General features: G+C 69.6%; 17 protein-coding genes. 10 read left to right on the top strand and 7 right to left on the bottom strand.

The features are described from left to right. Window positions 1-786 (bottom strand): glycosyltransferase family protein (locus tag IE195_RS26365; protein ID WP_229826419.1); only part of this gene is annotated, 786 nt, incomplete at its 3' end. A gap of 423 nt (window positions 787-1,209) precedes the next feature. Between IE195_RS26365 and rfbA the strand changes: the two genes are divergently transcribed. The 8 genes from rfbA to IE195_RS24120 all read left to right on the top strand — a co-directional run bounded on the left by rfbA (window position 1,210) and on the right by IE195_RS24120 (window position 8,869). After that, window positions 1,210-2,082: a glucose-1-phosphate thymidylyltransferase RfbA gene (rfbA, locus tag IE195_RS24155; protein ID WP_191275715.1), complete on the top strand. Its 873-nt coding sequence runs from the start codon at window positions 1,210-1,212 to the stop codon at window positions 2,080-2,082. 23 nt (window positions 2,083-2,105) lie between these two features. Further along, complete coding sequence (rfbB, locus tag IE195_RS24150) at window positions 2,106-3,098, top strand: dTDP-glucose 4,6-dehydratase (protein ID WP_191275616.1); 993 nt, start codon at window positions 2,106-2,108, stop codon at window positions 3,096-3,098. A gap of 30 nt (window positions 3,099-3,128) precedes the next feature. Then, window positions 3,129-3,389, top strand: coding sequence for a phosphopantetheine-binding protein (locus IE195_RS24145; protein WP_191275613.1), 261 nt, complete (start codon window positions 3,129-3,131; stop codon window positions 3,387-3,389). An 80-nt stretch (window positions 3,390-3,469) separates the two neighbouring features. Beyond that, on the top strand, window positions 3,470-4,213 hold the full coding sequence (locus IE195_RS24140) for an NAD-dependent epimerase/dehydratase family protein (protein WP_229826417.1): 744 nt from the start codon (window positions 3,470-3,472) through the stop codon (window positions 4,211-4,213). 99 nt (window positions 4,214-4,312) lie between these two features. Next, entirely contained in the window at window positions 4,313-5,614 is a 1,302-nt protein-coding gene (gene rfbH / locus IE195_RS24135; protein ID WP_191275609.1) for a lipopolysaccharide biosynthesis protein RfbH, read from the top strand. Between the two features lie 23 nt (window positions 5,615-5,637). Continuing rightward, entirely contained in the window at window positions 5,638-6,387 is a 750-nt protein-coding gene (locus IE195_RS24130) for a class I SAM-dependent DNA methyltransferase (protein WP_191275607.1), read from the top strand. Then, a complete protein-coding gene (locus tag IE195_RS24125; RefSeq protein ID WP_191275605.1) occupies window positions 6,384-7,517 on the top strand; it encodes a DegT/DnrJ/EryC1/StrS family aminotransferase in 1,134 nt (377 codons plus the stop codon). The genes IE195_RS24130 and IE195_RS24125 overlap by 4 nt, the downstream gene beginning before the upstream one ends. Window positions 7,518-7,537: 20 nt before the next feature. Beyond that, window positions 7,538-8,869: an activator-dependent family glycosyltransferase gene (locus tag IE195_RS24120; RefSeq protein ID WP_191275603.1), complete on the top strand. Its 1,332-nt coding sequence runs from the start codon at window positions 7,538-7,540 to the stop codon at window positions 8,867-8,869. A 4-nt stretch (window positions 8,870-8,873) separates the two neighbouring features. Here IE195_RS24120 and sbnB read toward each other — a convergent pair whose 3' ends face one another. Further along, on the bottom strand, window positions 8,874-9,923 hold the full coding sequence (gene sbnB, locus IE195_RS24115; protein WP_191275601.1) for a 2,3-diaminopropionate biosynthesis protein SbnB: 1,050 nt from the start codon (window positions 9,921-9,923) through the stop codon (window positions 8,874-8,876). 359 nt (window positions 9,924-10,282) lie between these two features. Here sbnB and IE195_RS24110 point away from each other — a divergent pair, with 359 nt between their 5' ends. Continuing rightward, on the top strand, window positions 10,283-11,044 hold the full coding sequence (locus IE195_RS24110) for an ABC transporter ATP-binding protein (RefSeq protein ID WP_191275599.1): 762 nt from the start codon (window positions 10,283-10,285) through the stop codon (window positions 11,042-11,044). Further along, window positions 11,044-13,005: a hypothetical protein gene (locus tag IE195_RS24105; protein WP_191275597.1), complete on the top strand. Its 1,962-nt coding sequence runs from the start codon at window positions 11,044-11,046 to the stop codon at window positions 13,003-13,005. The genes IE195_RS24110 and IE195_RS24105 overlap by 1 nt, the downstream gene beginning before the upstream one ends. Window positions 13,006-13,012: 7 nt before the next feature. On the opposite strand, the gene IE195_RS24100 is transcribed toward IE195_RS24105, so the two are convergent. The 5 genes from IE195_RS24100 to IE195_RS24080 all read right to left on the bottom strand — a co-directional run bounded on the left by IE195_RS24100 (window position 13,013) and on the right by IE195_RS24080 (window position 17,911). Then, window positions 13,013-14,002 carry an NAD-dependent epimerase/dehydratase family protein gene (locus IE195_RS24100; protein ID WP_191275595.1) on the bottom strand — a complete coding sequence of 330 codons (990 nt, stop codon included), beginning with the start codon at window positions 14,000-14,002 and terminating at the stop codon, window positions 13,013-13,015. Continuing rightward, complete coding sequence (locus IE195_RS24095) at window positions 13,999-14,643, bottom strand: dTDP-4-dehydrorhamnose 3,5-epimerase family protein (protein WP_191275593.1); 645 nt, start codon at window positions 14,641-14,643, stop codon at window positions 13,999-14,001. Before IE195_RS24095 ends, IE195_RS24100 begins: the two co-directional genes overlap by 4 nt. A 33-nt stretch (window positions 14,644-14,676) precedes the next feature. Then, window positions 14,677-16,095 carry an NDP-hexose 2,3-dehydratase family protein gene (locus tag IE195_RS24090; protein WP_191275592.1) on the bottom strand — a complete coding sequence of 473 codons (1,419 nt, stop codon included), beginning with the start codon at window positions 16,093-16,095 and terminating at the stop codon, window positions 14,677-14,679. A gap of 55 nt (window positions 16,096-16,150) precedes the next feature. Beyond that, complete coding sequence (locus IE195_RS24085; protein ID WP_191275589.1) at window positions 16,151-17,260, bottom strand: DegT/DnrJ/EryC1/StrS family aminotransferase; 1,110 nt, start codon at window positions 17,258-17,260, stop codon at window positions 16,151-16,153. 63 nt (window positions 17,261-17,323) lie between these two features. Continuing rightward, window positions 17,324-17,911, bottom strand: a complete 588-nt coding sequence (locus tag IE195_RS24080; protein ID WP_191275587.1) for an LmbU family transcriptional regulator — start codon at window positions 17,909-17,911, stop codon at window positions 17,324-17,326. Window positions 17,912-17,953 lie beyond the last annotated feature (42 nt).

Genomic DNA, 17,953 nt, shown 5'->3' with positions numbered 1-17,953 from the left:
GTAGGCGCGGCCCATCGCGCTCACTCCGAGGGTGAGGCAGACGCGGGGGCGCTCTGGCGGTGCCCACAGCCACGGCGGGGTGACCGACCGCCCGTTGTAGGGGATGTGGCGCATGGACAGGTAGTGCAGCCCCCGGGCCCGGATTCGCAGGGGGTCGGGGAGCTGGTCGATGGTGAAGTGGCCGTGGGTCATGGTCTCGTCGAAGGCGACGCCGTGGCGTTCGGCGACCCGGCTGAGCCAGTCGGCGAGGGGGTCCTCGCGGTCCTGCTCGGGGAGCTGGCCCAGGCGGTCGGTGAACATCCGCCTGGCCCGCCCGTAGAAATCCATCCCCCAGGTCAGGCGGGCGTGGGCGGCGCCCACGGCCTCGGCGGCCACGGGGGCGGCGAAGGTTCGGGGGTCCCACAGGACGAGGTCGGGCCGCCACGCACGGCAGAAGTCGACCAGGTCGTCGACCATGGGCTCGTTGACGAGCCTGAACCACCAGGGGACGACCTGGCGGAAACCGTCGCGCAGGTACTCCCAGGACACCTCCTCCTCGGGAAGGGCAGCTTGGTCGAGCGGGGCCACCGGGTTCCCGCGAGCCAGTCCCTGTGCCGCCAGGACCCGCCACAGGCTGTGGTCGCGGCCCACCGAGACCGCGGGCAGGCCCGCCTCGGTGATGGCGTCCACGAGCTCGGGCTGGCTGGCGACGCGGACCTCGTGGCCGGCGGTGCGCAGCGCCCACGCGAGCGGCGCCATGCTGAAGAACCCGGTTTTCTCCGCGTAGCAGGACAGAAGAATGCGCATCGTCAGACCTCGGTGTGGGGAAAGTGCGTCTACCGGATCATGCCGATGCGGCGGACGATGTCAATGGACCCTGCCCGTCGCGGGGGAACTCGGACGTTCTCCCGGTGTGTGATCGCCGCGTGAATTGACGCCCCGCCGGCGCGGTGGGACGTTGTGCTCATTGCTTCTGGCCTGCATCCCGTGCCGGTGATCCGGGTCGATCACGTGTCCCGCTGGCGAGACAGATCCGGGCATCAAATTGATTCGTGTGCTTCACTGTGGGCGCATGGGCGGACGTCGTGTTCACCATTGACCGGAGGATCCGGTATTTTGTTGCACCCTGTTTTCTCGATGGTCGATATATTTCAGTCCCGCTCCATGGAAAAGGAATCACCAAGTTCGCTACTGATGTCCTGAAGAAATTCAGGACGGTTGGGTGACCACATGAAAGGGATAGTTCTCGCCGGGGGTGGGGGGAGTCGGCTCCACCCGCTCACGCTGGCGACGTCGAAGCAGTTGCTGCCGGTTTATGACAAGCCGATGATCTACTACCCGCTGTCCGTGCTCATGCAGGCGGGGATCACCGACATCCTGGTGATCTCCACTCCGGACGCGCTGCCATCGATGCGCGCGCTGCTCGGGGACGGTTCGCACCTGGGGATCTCGCTCTCCTACGCGGAACAGACCGAACCCCGTGGCATCGCGGACGCTTTCCTGGTCGGTGCGGACCATGTGGCGGGCAGTCCGACGGTCCTGATCCTCGGGGACAACATCTTCCACGGCCCCGGGCTGCCCGCCGCCCTGGCCGCCGCGCGCGACAACGAGAAGGGGTGCACGCTCTTCGGGTACCGGGTGGAGGACCCCGAGCGGTTCGCCGTCGCGGGAACGGACGGGAACGGAAAACTGGTATCCCTGGAGGAGAAGCCGGAGCGTCCGATCTCGGATATTGCCGTGACCGGCCTCTATTTCTACGACTCCGATGTCGTCGACATTGCCAAACGGGTGCGCCCCTCAGGTCGGGGCGAGCTCGAGATCACCGACGTGAACCGGATCTACCTCGAGGAAAAGGACGCCGACCTCGTCGTCCTCGGCCGAGGGTGTTCATGGCTTGACGCTGGTACGACGGAGTCGCTCAACGAAGCCGTCCAGTATGTCCGGGCGCTGGAATCCAGGCAGCGGATTCGTATCTCGTGCCTTGAGGAGATCGCGTTCTCCATGGGTCTCATCACGGCCGAAGAATGCTATGAACTGGGTTACGAGATGAGGAACTCCGACTACGGGAAGTACGTTATGAGTATCGCTCGTCCCAACCACTAGAACGCGCTGAGGGGAGAGCTCCCATGAGAGTCCTGGTGACCGGTGGCGCCGGTTTCATCGGATCTAATTTCGTACGGAAAATGATCTCTGGTGCCTATCCGGCGTTCGCGGAGAGCGAGGTCGTGGTTCTGGACAAGCTCACGTACGCGGGCAACATCGACAACCTGTCGGGCGTTGCTGACCACCCCGGGTTCACGTTCGTGCAGGGCGACATCCGTGACGAGGCGGTGGTCCGGCGTGCGATGTCCGGGGCGGACACGGTCTTCCACTTCGCGGCCGAGTCGCACGTCGACAGGTCGATCGACAGCGGGCTCGACTTCGTGGAGACCAACGTCACCGGCACGTACACGCTGCTGGACGCCGCCCTGGCCCTGGGCGTCCGGCGGTTCGTCCACGTCTCGACCGATGAGGTGTACGGGTCGGTGCCTGAGGGCTCCAGCGCCGAGGACGACCAGCTCCTGCCCAATTCGCCCTACTCGGCGTCCAAAGCGTCGGCGGAGCTGCTCTGCCGGTCGTTCTTCGTGACGCACGGCCTGGACGTGAGCGTGTCCAGGGCGGCCAACACCTACGGCCCCTACCAGTTCCCCGAGAAGCTCATCCCGCTCTCGGTCACCAACCTCATGGACGGAGGGGACGTCACGCTCTACGGCGACGGCCGCAACATCCGGAACTGGATCCACGTCGACGACCACTGCGCCGGGGTGGCGCTGGTCGGGGAGAAGGGCCGTGCCGGCGAGGCCTACAACATCGGAGGCGTCGACGAGCTCGGCAACCACGAGATCGTCGACCTTCTGCTCTCCCTGACCGGCCACGACCGGTCTCGGGTGCGCTACGTCGAAGACCGCAAGGGCCACGACCGGCGCTACTCCCTCGACTGCACCCGTGTCACCGAGGAGCTCGGGCACCGACCGCGTGTCCGGTTCGAGGACGGGCTGGCCGACACGGTCCGCTGGTACTCGGAGAACCGGGGCTGGTGGGAGCCGATGAAGAAGCGCGTCCCATCGCGCTGGCACTGAGATTTTCACTACCGAAAGAGGAGGAAAGCAGTGTTCGACAAGGACGACGTCAGAACGCGCATCGTCGAGTTTCTCGGGGAGATCTACCCCGACCGCGACGACATCTCCATCACGCTGAGGATGACCGACCTCGACTCGTTCGGCATCGTGCAGCTGCTCCTGGCCCTGGAGGAGCACTACGACGTCGCCGTCCTCGAGGAGATGAGCCGGTTCCAGGGTGAGGGCCTGGAGCAGTTCGCGGACTTCTTCTCCGGTATCGGGGTGGATACCGCGCCGGCCGCCACCGAGTAGGTCCCGTGCCGTCGACGGCGGACGAAACGGCAAACGAAGTTCCTGGAACCGTTCACCATCGGGGTTCATTGATGGAAATAGTGGGAAATGGTTTTCTGGCCAGGAGCCTGCGGCCGATCACTCGCCGCCACCCCGGCATGGTCGTGGTGGCGGCGGGAGTCTCCTGGGCGAGCGGTGCGTCCCAGGCGGAGTACGACCGGGAGGCACGGCTGGTTAGCGCGATCGCCGACAGGTGCTCGGACGACGGCCGGCGACTGGTGTTCTTCTCCACTGCGGCGACGGGCATGTACGGGCTGGCCGAGGGGCCCGGGCGGGAAGACGCGCCCGTCGTGCCGGGCACCCCCTACGGGGAGCACAAATGGTCCCTGGAGGAGCTGCTGCGCGGCTCGGGCGTCGACCACCTCATCCTTCGTCTCGGCCACCTGGTGGGGCCGGGCCAGCCGTCGCACCAGCTGCTGCCGACACTTGTCGCCCAGCTGCGCGAGGGGACGGTCCACATCCAGCGCGGCGCGACGCGGGACCTTATCGACGTCGCCGACGTGGTGGTCATTATCGACCGGCTGCTGGAAATGGACCTGTCGAAGGAGACCGTCAACGTTGCGTCCGGCGTCTCGGTCCCGGTCGAGAGGATCGTCGACCATCTCCAGCGCCGCCTGGGACTGACCGCGAGCCGGGAGTACCGGAACGGAGGATCACACCATGTCGTGAGCATCGACAAGCTTCGGGACCTGGTTCCCGAGGTCCGCACCATGGGCTTCGGCCCCAACTACTACCGCCGAGTACTGGACGGCTTCGTCGCCCGCACCGGCACGGCACAGGCATGAGCGCTCGGCGAACCCGACACATCCCGTGGGCCCGGCGCAGGGGCCGGGCCCACGGGCCGGGGCCCGGGGGGTCTTACGACTACAGAGGCAGGTGCGAACGTGAGTGAGCGCAAAGACCTGATACTGGACCAGGTGCGGAGGTACCACCACGAACAGCGCGACGAGGCGCCGTTCGTTCCCGGAGAGACGGAGATCTGGCCCTCCGGCGCGGTCCTCGACGGGGACGACCGGGCAGCGCTTGTCGAGGCGGCCCTGGACATGCGCATCGCCGCGGGATCCCTCTCGCGCCGGTTCGAGTCGCGGTTCGCCCGGTGGTTCGGAGCCCGCAAAGCCCACCTGACCAACTCCGGGTCCTCGGCCAACCTGCTCTCGGTGACCGCCCTGACCTCTCCCCTGCTGGAGGACCGGCTGCACCCCGGCGATGAGGTGGTCACGGTCGCCGCGGGCTTTCCCACCACCCTCAACCCGATCATCCAGAACGGACTCGTCCCGGTCTTCGTCGACGTCGAACTGCGGACGTACAACACGACGGCGGACCGGGTGGCGCGGGCGATCGGGCCCAAGACGCGGGCCATCGTCCTGGCACACACCCTCGGCAACCCCTGCGAGTCGACCGAGATCGCGGAGCTGGCCAGGGAGCACGGGCTGTACTTCGTGGAGGACAACTGCGACGCGGTCGGATCCACCTACGACGGGCGGCTCACCGGGACGTTCGGCGATCTGAGCACTGTCAGCTTCTATCCCGCGCACCACCTGACGATGGGCGAGGGCGGATGCGTCCTCACCTCGGACCTCCGCCTGGCCCGCATCGTGGAGTCCCTCCGAGACTGGGGCCGGGACTGCTGGTGCGAACCGGGGGAGAACAACCGCTGCCTCAAGAGGTTCCAGTACCAGATGGGGAACCTGCCGGACGGCTACGACCACAAGTACATCTTCTCCCACGTCGGCTACAACCTGAAGGCGACCGACCTCCAGGCCGCGCTGGGCCTGTCGCAGCTGGCCAGGGTCGACGACTTCAACGCCGCACGGCGGCGCTCCTGGCGCCGGCTCAGGGAAGGACTCGACGGGCTGCCCCACGTGATCCTGCCCGAGGCGACACCACGCAGCGACCCGAGCTGGTTCGGGTTCGTCATCACCGTGGACACCGAGGCACCCTTCGGCCGCCGGGAGCTGGTGCGCTTCCTGGAGGAGCGCAAGATCGGTACGCGCCTGCTGTTCGCGGGTAATCTGACCCGCCAGCCGGCCTACAGCGACCAGCGCTACCGCGTGGCCGAGGATCTGACCAACAGCGACATCATCACCCAGCAGAGCTTCTGGGTCGGGGTCTATCCCGGGCTGACGGACGACATGCTCGACTTCGTCGTCTCCTCGGTGACCGAGTTCGTCAAGAACCACTCCTGAACAACGGGCAGAGAGGAAGAACGATGACCGTCACGGAACGGAAGCCGGGCTCGGAGTACAGCGACGACTACGCCGGCGTCTACGATGCGGTCCAGTACGCGCGCGGCCGGGGGCGCGCGTCGGAGGCCGATCTCATCGCCGAGGCCGTGCGTGAGCGTCGGCCGGGCGCCTCATCGGTACTGGACGTCGCCTGCGGCACCGGAACGCACATGCTCGGTCTGCGCGAGCACTTCGACGACGTCGAAGGGCTGGAGCTGTCCGAGCCGATGCGGCGGCGCGCTCTCGACAAGGTGCTCGGATCGGTCGTGCACCGCGGTGACATGCGGGACTTCCGGCTCGGGCGCACCTACGACGCGGTGACCTGCATGTGCTTCGTCATCGGGTACACGCGGTCCGCCGACGAGCTGGACCAAGTCCTGTCGAACATGGTCGCCCACCTGGCCCCCGGCGGGGTCGTCGTCATCGAACCGTGGTGGTTCCGGGAGAACGCCGTGGACCACCACGTGGCTGGGGACGTCTGCCGGGAGGCCGACCGGGTGATCAGCCGGCTGTCGCTGTCGCGGCGCGTCGGGGACCGCACCGAGATGGACGTGCGCTTCACCATCGCCGACCACGGGGGCATCCGCGAGTTCACCGAGCACGAGTCCCTGCGCCTGTACACCCGGGACGAGTACGAGGCCGCCTTCGACCGCGCGGGCCTGGCGATGCGGTACCTGCCGGGTGAGCCGAACGGGCGGGGCCTGTTCGCCGGAGTGCGGCGGGAGGAGCGATGATCCACCTCTTCCAGCCCCAGGTCGGCGAGGAGGAGCTCGCCGAAGTCGCCAAGGTCTTCGCCGACCGCTGGATCGGCCTCGGACCGCGGACCAGGGAGTTCGAGGCCGAGTTCGCCGCCCACGTCGGCGTCGACCCGGCCGGCATGGTGTTCCTCAACTCCGGGACGGCGGGGCTCTTCCTCGCTCTGGAGGCCCTGGACCTCTCCGAGGGCGACGAGGTCGTCCTGCCCACGATGAGCTTCGTGGCGGCCGCCAACGCGGTCATGGCCAGCGGTGCCCGGCCGGTCTTCTGCGACAGCGACCCGCGCACCCTGAACCCCACCCCCGAGGACGTCGAGAAGGTGTGCACGGACCGGACCCGCGCGGTCATCGTCCTGCACTACGGCGGCTACCCGGGGTGGATCGCGGGGATCGCGGACCTGTGCGCGAGGCGGGGGATCACCCTCGTCGAGGACGCGGCCTGCTCGGTCTCCTCCTCTGTGGACGGCCGCCGGGTCGGCTCGTTCGGTGACATGTCGATGTGGAGCTTCGACGCGATGAAGGTCCTGGTGACCGGTGACGGCGGGATGCTCTACTCGCGTGACACCAGGCGGGCCGAGCGGATCCGTCGCCTCGCCTACCACGGGTTGGCCCAGCCGAGCGGGTTCGGGCACGCCAAGACGGCCCAGCGGTGGTGGGATCCCCAGGTGGCGGAGGTCGGCCGCCGGGACATCGGCAATGACCTGACGGCCGCGATCGGGTCCGTCCAGCTGCGGCGCCTGCCGGAGATGGTCGGCCGGCGGCGCCGTATCGTCGAACTGTACGCGAGCGAGCTGGAGGGCGTGCACGGACTGACCCTGCCGCCCGCGCTTCCCCCGGGCCACACCTCGACCCACTACTTCTTCTGGGTCCAGATGCCCGGCGGAATCCGCGACGAGGTCGCACGTCGGCTGCTCGACGAGGGTGTGTACACGACCTTTCGGTACGCGCCACTGCACCGTGTGCCGCTGTACGGGTCCGAGGGCGCGTTCCCGGGTTCGGACCAGGCGGCCGCCGCCACCCTGTGCCTCCCCCTGCACCCGGGGCTGTCCGACGCCGACGTCCGCGTGGTGGCCGAGCGCTTGCGCCATGTGCTGGACGAGCTCACGTGAGCGAACCCGAGGAGTAGGACATGAGAGTTCTGTTCACCGTGCTGGGCGAGCGCAGCATGTTCGAGTCGATGGTGCCGCTGGCGTGGGCCCTGCGGACGGCCGGGCACGAGGTCCGTGTGGCCTGTCAGCCGGATCTGGTGGACCACGTCACCTGGTCGGGGCTGAGCGCCGTCCCGGTGGGCAGGGACCACGTCCTGTGGAAGCTGGTGAACCGGCGCCCCCGGCTGCGCGACGATGTGCGGGAGGACCAGTTCCCGCCCTTTGACAAGGGGGACGCGCCGGTCGGGGAACTCACCCTGGGGCACCTCCAGGCGGGGTACGACACGATGGTGCCGTGGATGTTCCGTCCGGTGAACGAGGCGATCATCGAGGACCTGGTCGCCTTCTCCCGGGCGTGGCGGCCCGACCTGGTGATGTGGGAGCCGAGGACGTTCGCCGGCGCGGTGGCCGCCGAGACGGTGGGGGCCCTGCACGCCCGGATGCTCTGGGGCGTCGACTACTTCGCGCGGCTCCGCGGCCACTACCTGCGGCTGGCCGCGGAGCGCCCGGAGGAGGCCGGGCCCGATGCCCTGGCCGACTGGCTCAGCCGGGTCGCCGAACGCCACGGCGTCGCCTTCGACGAGACCATGACCCACGGCCACTTCACCATCGACCAGCTCCCGCCCTCCCTGCGCCTGGACGTCGAGGGCCCCGACTACCTGTCCATGCGCTACGTCCCCTACAACGGGCGGTCGGTCACCCCGCCGTGGCTGTGGGCACCGCCAGAGCGCCCCCGCGTCTGCCTCACCCTCGGAGTGAGCGCGATGGGCCGCGCCTACGGCTACTCGGTGTCGGCGGGTGAGCTGGTGGAGTCGCTCGCGGAACTGGACGCCGAGATCGTGGCGACCGTGGCGGAAAAGGAACAGGACGCCCTCGGAACACTGCCCGACAACGTACGCGTGGAAAGCTTCGTGCCCCTGCACGCCCTGCTCCCCCACTGCGACGCCGTCGTCCACCACGGCGGATTCGGCTCCACGAACACGGCGCTGATCGAGGGGGTCCCGCAGCTGGTCCTGGCGCAGCAGTTCGACGCCCCGGCCAAGGCGCGCCTCATCGACGAGCAGGGGGCCGGCCTGCGGATACCGACCGCCGAGACGACCGGCCCGCTGGTCCGGGACGGTGTGCGCCGGCTGCTCTCCGAGCCGGGGTTCGCCCGGAACGCGGGACGGCTCCGCCAGGAGGTCCTCGACCAGCCGACGCCGAACGGGCTGGTCGAGGAGCTGGAGAGGCGTGTGGCCCTCCACGGCGGCGGGAGCGCCGCCGCGCCCGCCGCCGCTTCGGGAGTTCCGGGGGACACGGCCGCGATCCGGTAGCCGCTCATGCCCGGCCCGGGCTCCGGTGTCTGTCCGTGTCGAAGAAGAAGTCGTCCACCGTCGTGACCTCTCCCCCGCCTTTCATCGCCGCCTGGTGGACGAAGTCTCCGACCATGAGGTCGAGCACACCGAGTCCGAACGGGGAGAAGACCACGGGGCGGTCGGTCCCGGGCTTGAACCCTCCGGTGATCGCGTCGTGGAGCGTGGCGTCGAGGAAGTCACGCCGGCCGGTCTGCTGCTCGGCGATGTGGACCGACGTGTCCGCCTTGAGGACGTGCTCGACGTCGTCGACGACGTTGGTGCTGCTCAGGATGACCGAGGGGGCCAGGTCCCGGAGCGAGACGTGCAGGACGAGGGGGTTGTGGGAGAACCACGACGGATCGGTGACGTGCGGGCTGGCGGCGGTGGTGGCGAACACGACGGTGTCGTACGAGGAGACCAGGTCCTGGGCTGAGTCGTGGACCCGCACCTCGCTGTCCGGGGAGACCTGCTCCACGTGCTCCGCGAAGCCGCGTGCGTAGACGTCGGAAAGGTCGTGGACGCCGACCCTGCCGGGGAAGGCGCCGAGGGCACCGAGGTACTGGTGGAGGTAGCGCGCGATGAGGCCGGTGCCGACGAAGCCCACGTCGGCGGGGCGGCCCTCCCCGGCCGACAGGTGCCGTACGGCCACGGCGGCCGAGGCGGCCGTGCGGACCGCGCTGATGATCGAGCCCTCGAGGCACGCGTACGGGTAGCCGGTCCGTGCGTCGTTCAGGAGCAGCACCGCGGACGCCCGGGGGATGCCGAGGTCGAGATTGTCCGGATAACTGGAGACCCATTTGAGGCCGTCGACCCCGATGTCCCCTCTGACGGAAGCGGGAAGGGCGATGATCCGCGCGGACGGTTTATCCGGAAACCGCAGAAAGTACGAGGGGGGGTTGGTCGTCCCACCCGATCCGTGCAGCAGGTAGGCCTGTTCGACGAGGTCGATCAGTTCCCGCTCCCGTCCAGCGAGAACCTGGTGGACGGTGGACCCCGAAATGACGGTGAAGGGGGGGATCGAAGGTGTGCTCATAGCTGCTCCCGGTTGGTTATCGGGCTGATAGGGCGTGCGGTGCGCATAAGTCGATATTCCGGGGGCCCGCAAGGATCCCTTCGAATCGAAGACGCCCACCGCGATTTTCACGCGGTGAGGGGAGGGGTGCGCCCGCTGAAGGCGGAGTGTACTCCCGACGCCGCGGGAGCGGACAGACTGTTGCGCGGCGGCGGTCCGCCTCTCCGAATGGGGTACGTGTAACACCGAAAACCTGGTTACGGTCCTACTGATACGACTCAGATCCGGAGGCGTCCGAGGCCTGTCGCGTACGTCTCTCCACGCCGCGGAAGAAACCATTATAGTGAAATGATCACGACTGTTTTCTTTGCGAGGTGGATGTGGAAAAAGAAAATCCGGCCTTCGAGCTGTACGATCTCAGTAAGAGGTTCGGTGATAAACAGGCCGTTGACCAGGTAAGTCTCTCGGTTCCCAGTGGTTCCTTCTACGGGCTCGTCGGACCCAACGGCGCGGGCAAGACGACGTCTCTCACCATGGCGGTCGGCCTTTTGCGCCCCGACGGCGGTGGTGCGCGGGTGTTCGGCACCGACGTGTGGGCCGATCCGCTGAAGGCCAAGTCGATGATCGGTGTCCTCCCGGACGGGATGGCGCTGCCCGAGAGGCTCACCGGGCGCGAACTGCTCACGTATCTGGGGCGCCTGCGGGGGATCCCCCGGGAGGAGCTGAACAGGCGGGTCGAGGACCTCCTGCGGGAACTGGGATTCGGGGAGGCCGAAGACACCCTGGTCATCGAGTACTCCGCCGGCATGCGGAAGAAGATCGGCCTGGCGGGCGCGCTGCTGCACGCCCCGCGGCTCCTGGTACTGGACGAGCCCTTCGAGGCGGTCGACCCGATCTCCGCGAGCACCATCAAGGGGATTCTGCGCTCGTTCACTGGCGCGGGGGGCTCGGTGATCGTCTCCAGCCACGTCATGGCGCTCGTCGAGCAGATCTGCGACCACGTCGGGGTGATCGCCCAGGGGAAGGTCCTGGCCTCCGGGCCGATCGACGGGGTACGGGGCGGACATGCGGGCCTGGAAGAGGCGTTCGTCGACCTGGTCGGCGCCCCGGAACCGGTGCGGGGGTTCGCATGGTTGGCGTGATGGTGCAGATGAAGCTGTCGGTGCTCCGCCACGGGTCGAGCAACCGGCGGACCCTGGGCGGGGTTATCGGACTCGCCCTGGCGCTGGCCACGATCGCGATCTCGGTCTTCGCCCCGATCGAGGTGGCCCCCTCCCTGCTCGCCGCGGTCGTCGGCGTGTGGGTGCTGGGCTGGATCGTGGGCCCCTCGGGTGCGGGCGGCGGCGACGAGTCCCTCAAGCCCGAGTACTTCGCCCTGGAGCCCATACAGCCGCGGACCGTCGCCGTGGGCCTGCTTGCCGCCTCGTTCGTCGGTGTGACGGTCCCCGTCACGCTCGCGGCGTTCCTGTCGCTGCTCACGCTCGGCATCCGCTTCGGGTTCCTCGCGGCTCTGGTGGCACTGATCGCGGTGCCCCTCCAGGTCGTCTTCGCCGTCCTGGCGTCCCGCCTCGTCATGGCCCTGACCGGGGCGGCGCTGCGGACCCGGATCGGCGTCGAGATCACGGCCGTCCAGTACGCAGCGGTCCTGGCCACGGGCTTTTCCGTGTACATGCTCTACCAGGCGGCCTCCCAGCACGGCGACGTCCTGGGGCAGATCTGGGCACAGGGCCTGCCCGCTCCCTACGGCACGCTCGTCCTCGCCCTTCCCTCCGGATGGGGTGCGGCCGCCGTCCAGGCGGCCGGGCAGGGCGGGTGGGCGGTGGCACTCGGCGCCGTCGCCGGACTCGCCGTGGTCAACGTCCTTCTGTTGCTGGGGTGGAGTGCGCTCATCCACCAGCGCGTCACCAGACCGACGACCCGCCCCTCCCGGGGCGGCCGCCGTGTCAGCGGCCTGATCGTCGGGGCGCTTCCCTCCACTCCGCTGGGCGCGGTCGTGGGCCGCGAACTGCGGACCTGGGGGTCCGACCCCCGGCGCGCGCTGGAACTGCGCATCGCGCTGTGGACCGGGGTCCTCATCTGCGCGCTGGGCCTGCTCGTCGGACTGACGTTCATGATTCCGCTGTCCGGCCTCATCACGATCGCTCTGGCCGCCCTGATGTCGCTGAACATCTACGCTCTGGACGGCAGCGCGCTCTGGCAGACGCTGCTCACCCCCGGCGCCGAGCGCAGTGACGTCCGCGGCCGCCAGATCGCCTGGCTCGTGGTCTTTGTCCCGCCGGCGGTACTGGTCTCTCTCGGCGGGATGGTCCTGACCGGTCAGTCCTGGGCGCTGCCGTGGGTGTCCGCGGCGCTTCCGGCGCTCGTCGGCGGTGGGGCCGGGCTCATCGTCCTGTTCGCCGTCGCCTGGCCGGCCCCCGGTCCCGAACCGCACCGGCACGGGGGCAACCCCCTGGACTCGGGCGACGTCGTGGCCCAGTTCAACGTCATGTTCCCCCTGATGATCGTGACGGCTGTGCCCCCCACGATCGTCACCGCTGCCGGCTACTTCCTGGAGATCCCGGCCCTGATGTGGTCGGGGACGGCCGTGGGCGTCCTGTGGGGGCTCCTGCTCGGCTGGGGCCTGGGCCGGGTCGCCTACCGGCGGCTGGAGAAGCGGGGCCCGGAACTGCTCGGCACCCTGCGCTGGGGTGCGTCGGCCGGAGCCGACGGCGAGGAGGAGTCCGAGGACGAGCAGGAGGACAAGCCCGAGGCCGAATGGGCGTTCGTCACCAGGATCGAGCGCAATGTCGAGTCCATGTCGTCAGGACGCGGCGCCGTGCTGGCAGTGCTCGGCTGCACGTTCTGGCTGCCGATCTACCAGGGCGCCGCGTCGCTCTTTCGGTCCCTGGGCGGAGCCGGTCAGCCCGGCTGGCACCTGCCCCTGTACCTGCCCGGTGCCTGGCAGGTCCCCGGCAGCCTGGTGATGCTCGCCGCCGGTGTGTTCATGGTCTACCTGATCGGTCGGATCCTGCTCGGCCCCGCTCCCGCGGCGGGCTCCGGTGAGAGCACGCCGGAGACGGACGGGAACCGGGGCGGGGACCGTTCCGACAGCACGGTCGGCTGAGCACGGATCACGCCTGGGAAGCACGGATCAGGCGGTCGACCGTGCGGCGCAACCCCTCGTCCAAGCCCACCCGAGGGCTCCAGCCCGTGGCCGCGGCGAAGGGCGAGGGGTCGATCCGGACGCCGACGGCGTCGGTGGGGGCCGTGTGACCGGGCGGCTCCTCCCGCACGACGGGCACGGGCGGCTGGCCGGTGGCCGCCGCGACCGCCCGGGAGATCCTCCCGAAGAGGTCGCTGAGTCGGACCGGGCTCCCGGCCCCGACCGGGTGGTGACCGCCCGCGAGGCCGTCGGCGTGGTCGATCGCCGCCGCGAAGGCGTGGGCGGCGTCGTCCGTGTACAACAGGTCCCGTTCGACGAGGCCGCTGCCCCACAGGGTGAGAGCGGAACCGGCCAGGGCCCTGCGCGCCATCGTCGAGACCAGGCCGTGGTCGTGCGCCGTCGGCGAGGAGGCGGGGCCGAAGACCGTGGACAGCCTGAGTGAGACCGCCCGGACCTTGCCCCGCGCGGTGGCGTCCTTCAACAGCCGTTCGGCGGTGAGCTTCTGCCGGTCGTAGGTGGAGGTGGGCCGGTCGGGCTCGGTTCCGTCGAGCGGTCGGCCCGCAACCGCTCCGGCCTGGGAGGTCGAACCGGCGAAGACGCAGACCGGGGGCGGTCGGGTACCCGACCGCCCCAGCGCTTCGACGACGGCACGGACCGTTCCCACGTTCACCGACTCCGCGCGGGCGTCGCCCTCTGCCACCCTCCAGCTGGCGCCCGGCACCCGGTGGCACACCAGGTGGACGATGACGTCCGCGCCTTGCACGGCTGTGGCTGCGAAGCGGGGATCGGTCAGGTCCCCGCTGAGGACCTGGACCCGTGCCGGCCCGTCGGCGGGGGGAGTGACCGCTCGGCGCGCGACCAGCCGCAGGTCGACGGGGCGCCGGGAGAGCAGGTCGGCCACGGCCGAACCGATCAGCCCGGACGCCCCGAGGACCGCGACCGTGCGCGGGGAGGTCACTCCCCGCCCCGGGCAGGGGAGACGGGGAGTTCCGGCGGCGGGCCGACCAGTTCGTGCTCGACCCGGAGGCACTCCGCGTAGTCGGGGAGGATCCCGGCCTCACGGCACTCGGCGAGGGAGGGTGCGTCCCGGTCCCGGGCGGACGCCACCGGGGTGATCCCCTCGGGAAGGGGGAGGCCCAGTTCCGGGTCGAACACGTCGACGGCCTTCTCGTCGGCGGGGGAGTACCCGCCGGAGAGGAGGTAGGACATGACGGTGTCCTCCTCCAAGGCGACGAAGGCGTGTCCGACCCCGACCGGAAGGTAGACGCTGGAGCGGTCGTCGGGGCTGAGGACGACGGTGTCGAACCGGCCGAAGGTCGGCGATCCCAGCCGCAGGTCGACCACCAGGTCCAAGGCGGTGCCCGTCGGGCAGTGGGCCAGGGTGGCGATCCCCGGCGGTGTCCGAGTGAAGTGCACGCCCCGGACGACCCCCCGCCGGGAGTGGCTGTAGGCCAGCTGCTCGACGGGGGGCGGCCGGTGGCCGGTGGCGGCCTCGAAGTGCTCTCTCTGGTGGGGCGCGGTGAACAGTCCCCGGTGGTCCGGGAACACGTCGGGGGTGAACAGGTGGGCGCCGTGGACGGCGAGGGGGCGGCTTCGCACCGTGGCCCTGCTTTCGTTGGTTTCAGTGGTTCCCTAGAGGAGTCCGTGCAGACACGCGAGGAGGCTGCGGGCCTCGACGTTGAGATAGTGGCCGTGCCGCACCAGGTCCATGAGCTGGTGCACGGCGAGCCATCGAAACGCCGGCCCGGGGTCCTCGGGCAGGGCGTCCGAGGCCTCGACCACGCGGTAGCGGGTCTGCGCGTGGTGGAAGCGCCCGCCCTCCTCGGACAGGAGCGTGTCGAAGTGCACGCGGGAGGGGTCCGTGCTGAGAGCCTCGGTGCGGACGGCGGTCGGCTCCCCGGGGACAGCGGCGTTGATCCCGCCTGGACGCTGGTAGGAGGGTGCCATCTCCACGAAGTCGCGTAGGCCCGGTTCGGGTCGGGCCTGGACGAGCACGTGCGCCACCCCCCTCAGACGGCGGACCAGGAAGACCGCGATCCCTTCCCCGCGCGGGGCCAGCAGGGGCTGGTGCCAGCTGGTGACCTCGCGGTTGCCCGCCTCGACCCGCACCCCGATGACGCGGAAGTCGCGGCCGGACCCGTCGGCCAGTTCGTCCGCGCCCCGGTGCCAGTTCGGGACCTCTCGGAGAGGGACGGTCCTGGATCGCCAGCCGCACCGCGTGCGCGCGTCGGCCAGCCAGCTCGTGACCTCGGTCAGGGTGTGCCGTGCGGCCGGAGGGGAGGCCGGTCCGGCCGGCGGCCGGTAGGAGCGAGCCAGGGCGCCGCGAAACGGTGTGGCCTCCTCGCCGTCTCCGGACCCGAGGGCGAGGTCCATGCACCCGAGCACCGTGCGCGAGTCCATGTTCACCAGGTTGTCGGTGGCCAGGAGGGAGTGCAGCCGCCGCAGGGTGAGCCAGTGGTAGTCCGGGTGCTCGGGGACCTCGGCGTCGGTCATGACGACCATGTTCCGGTTGAACTTGCCGAGGAACCACGCGCCCTGCTCCGACTGCAGGGAGTCGGACAGGACCCGGGTCGGGACGGTTCCGTTGAAGTACTCCAGATACCGGACCCCGGCCCCCTCGTGCAGCCGGGTGTAGTTGCTCCTGGTGGCCTGGACGGTGGGGGACAGCTGGAGGGTGTTGGCGTTGCCCGGCTCCATCTTGGCCTGCATCAGGCAGTGGGGGACGCCGTCGAACTCCTTCACCAGGATGCCCAGGACGCCGATCTCGGGCTGGTCGATGACGGGCTGGTGGTGGACGCCGTGCTCCCCGCGTGTGACACGCAGCCCTCGGACGGTGAAGAACCCCCCGGTGTCGTGTCCGAGGTCGCCCGAGACGGGGTCGAAGCCCCACCGCGACAGCTCGGCGAAGGGTACGGGGACCACGCGGAACCCGCCGGCGAGGACGCGGCCGCGCCACCACCCGTCGAAGGCCGCGTCGTGGTCGGAGGCCGGTGCCAGGGCCGAGCGGGTGAGCGGGTCCGCGACGGCGCCGAGGGCCGCGTCGAGCGTCATCTGGTTCCTCCGTGGGTTCGGTGTCGGGCCGTGGGGGAGGCCGGCTCCTCGGGGTTCACAGCTCCGCCATGACGGTGCGCAGGGCCTCGATCACCCGGTCCTGCGACTCCCGTGGCAGCGAGGGGTACATGGGCAGGGAGAAGATCTGCCCGGCCGTCTCCTCCGTCACGGGGAGACTGCCCGGGGCGTAGCCCAGGTGCTCGAAGCCCGCCATGGTGTGCACGGGCCAGGGGTAGCTGATGTTGAGCTCGATGCCGTACGAGTGGAGCTCCTTGATGATCCGGTCCCGCTGCGGATGGCGCACGACGTAGAGGTAGTACACGTGGTCGTTGCCGGGGGCGACGGCGGGCAGGACCAGGTCGGTGCCGGCGAACCCCTCGGCGTACCGGGCGGCGATCTCCCGTCGGCGCGCGATGTACCCGTCGAGCCTGTCGAGCTTGCGTCGCAGGATGGCGGCCTGCACCTCGTCGAGCCGGGTGTTGTAGCCCGGAGTCGAGACGACGTAGTACCTCTGCTCCATCCCGTAGTAGCGCAGCCTGCGCAGGGCGGCCTGCACATCGTCGGAGCCCGTGATCACCGCCCCGGCATCGCCGTAGGCGCCCAGGACCTTGGTCGGGTAGAAGGAGAAGGCCGCGGCGTTGCCGCGGGCTCCCGCCACCACGCCGTGCCGCCGCGCACCGTGGGCCTGGGCGCAGTCCTCCAGGACGGGCAGACCGTGCTCCTCCGCGACCGCCATCAGCGGTTCCATGTCGACGCACTGTCCGTACAGGTGCACCGGCAGGAGGCAGCGGGTGCGCTCGGTGACGGCGTCGGCCACCGCGGACACGTCCATCAGGTAGGTGTCCGGATGGACGTCCACGAACACCGGGACGGCCCCGACCGAGTCGATGGCCACGACTGTGGGCGCGGCGGTGTTGGCCACCGTCACCACCTCGTCGCCGGGGCCGACACCCAGGGCCCGCAGGGCCAGGACCAGTGCGTCGGTGCCGTTGCCCACGCCGGTGCCGTGCGCGAGCCCGTGGTACGCGGCGAACGCGTCCTCGAAACCGCTGACCTGCTCACCGAGAACCAGGCGGCCGGATCGAAAGACCGTGTCCACGGCCTGAAGGATCTCGGAGCGTTCGCTTTCGTATTCGTCCGTGTAGCCCCAGACGGCGATGGTCATGGCGCTGTACCTCCAGGTGAGGGGATTGGTCGCGGGGGTGGGGGGAAGGCGGGGGCCGCGCGGTCAGCCATCGTCCGGGTCCGGGCTGTCTTCGAGGGCCGTCGCGGCCCTGTCGAGGATGCCGACGATCCACTCGGTGAGGTTCTTGTCCTCGCTGCGGGCAGCCTTCTCCCAGAGGTTGCGCTGTTCGGTTGCCGCGCGCAGTTGTACCTCGACCCGTGCCGGAACCTCGCCCCTGATCGCGCGCTTGATGCTCGCGCTGCTGCGGATGCGCCTGCGCAACTCGTTTCGGGACCACCGGAACCGCTCGGCGCGGTCGAGCCACATGTCCTGTGCCTCCTCCGGTAGCCCGGCCACCTCAGCGTGGTGCTGGAAGCTCAGGCCGGTCCGTCGGCGGGGCACGGAGAACTGTCGTGCGACCCACGCGTAGTTGCGCAGGGTCTGGTAGCCGAGCGAGGTCTCGGAGATCGCCATCTTGTACCGGTCCGGGTACTGGCTCTGGCCGTACACCAGCCAGTCGCCCAACCACCATCCGGAGGAGTCGGAGATGACGAAGATCTGCTGACCGAGGTAGCGCCATTCGTCCATCGGCATGCCCTCGGGGAGGAAAAGGGAGGTCCTCTTCGTCAGGGCTTTGGTGTCCAGCGACATTTTCTTCTCAGAGTCGCGGATAGGGGATGTCTTCTTGTCGGC

Source organism: Nocardiopsis terrae (assembly GCF_014651695.1).
Taxonomy (GTDB): domain Bacteria; phylum Actinomycetota; class Actinomycetes; order Streptosporangiales; family Streptosporangiaceae; genus Nocardiopsis; species Nocardiopsis terrae.
Note: the sequence above shows the minus strand (reverse complement) of the source record. Positions and strands in the feature narration are given on the sequence as shown.

Coding starts and splice junctions, on each gene's coding strand:
- rfbB (WP_191275616.1), top strand. CDS start 2,106: ATGAGAGTCCTGGTGACCGGTGGCGCCGGTTTCATCGGATCTAATTTC.
- sbnB (WP_191275601.1), bottom strand. CDS start 9,923: ATGAGCACACCTTCGATCCCCCCCTTCACCGTCATTTCGGGGTCCACC.
- IE195_RS24080 (WP_191275587.1), bottom strand. CDS start 17,911: ATGTCGCTGGACACCAAAGCCCTGACGAAGAGGACCTCCCTTTTCCTC.
- IE195_RS24120 (WP_191275603.1), top strand. CDS start 7,538: ATGAGAGTTCTGTTCACCGTGCTGGGCGAGCGCAGCATGTTCGAGTCG.
- IE195_RS24125 (WP_191275605.1), top strand. CDS start 6,384: ATGATCCACCTCTTCCAGCCCCAGGTCGGCGAGGAGGAGCTCGCCGAA.
- IE195_RS24130 (WP_191275607.1), top strand. CDS start 5,638: ATGACCGTCACGGAACGGAAGCCGGGCTCGGAGTACAGCGACGACTAC.
- IE195_RS24090 (WP_191275592.1), bottom strand. CDS start 16,095: ATGACGCTCGACGCGGCCCTCGGCGCCGTCGCGGACCCGCTCACCCGC.
- IE195_RS24105 (WP_191275597.1), top strand. CDS start 11,044: ATGGTGCAGATGAAGCTGTCGGTGCTCCGCCACGGGTCGAGCAACCGG.
- IE195_RS24085 (WP_191275589.1), bottom strand. CDS start 17,260: ATGACCATCGCCGTCTGGGGCTACACGGACGAATACGAAAGCGAACGC.
- rfbA (WP_191275715.1), top strand. CDS start 1,210: ATGAAAGGGATAGTTCTCGCCGGGGGTGGGGGGAGTCGGCTCCACCCG.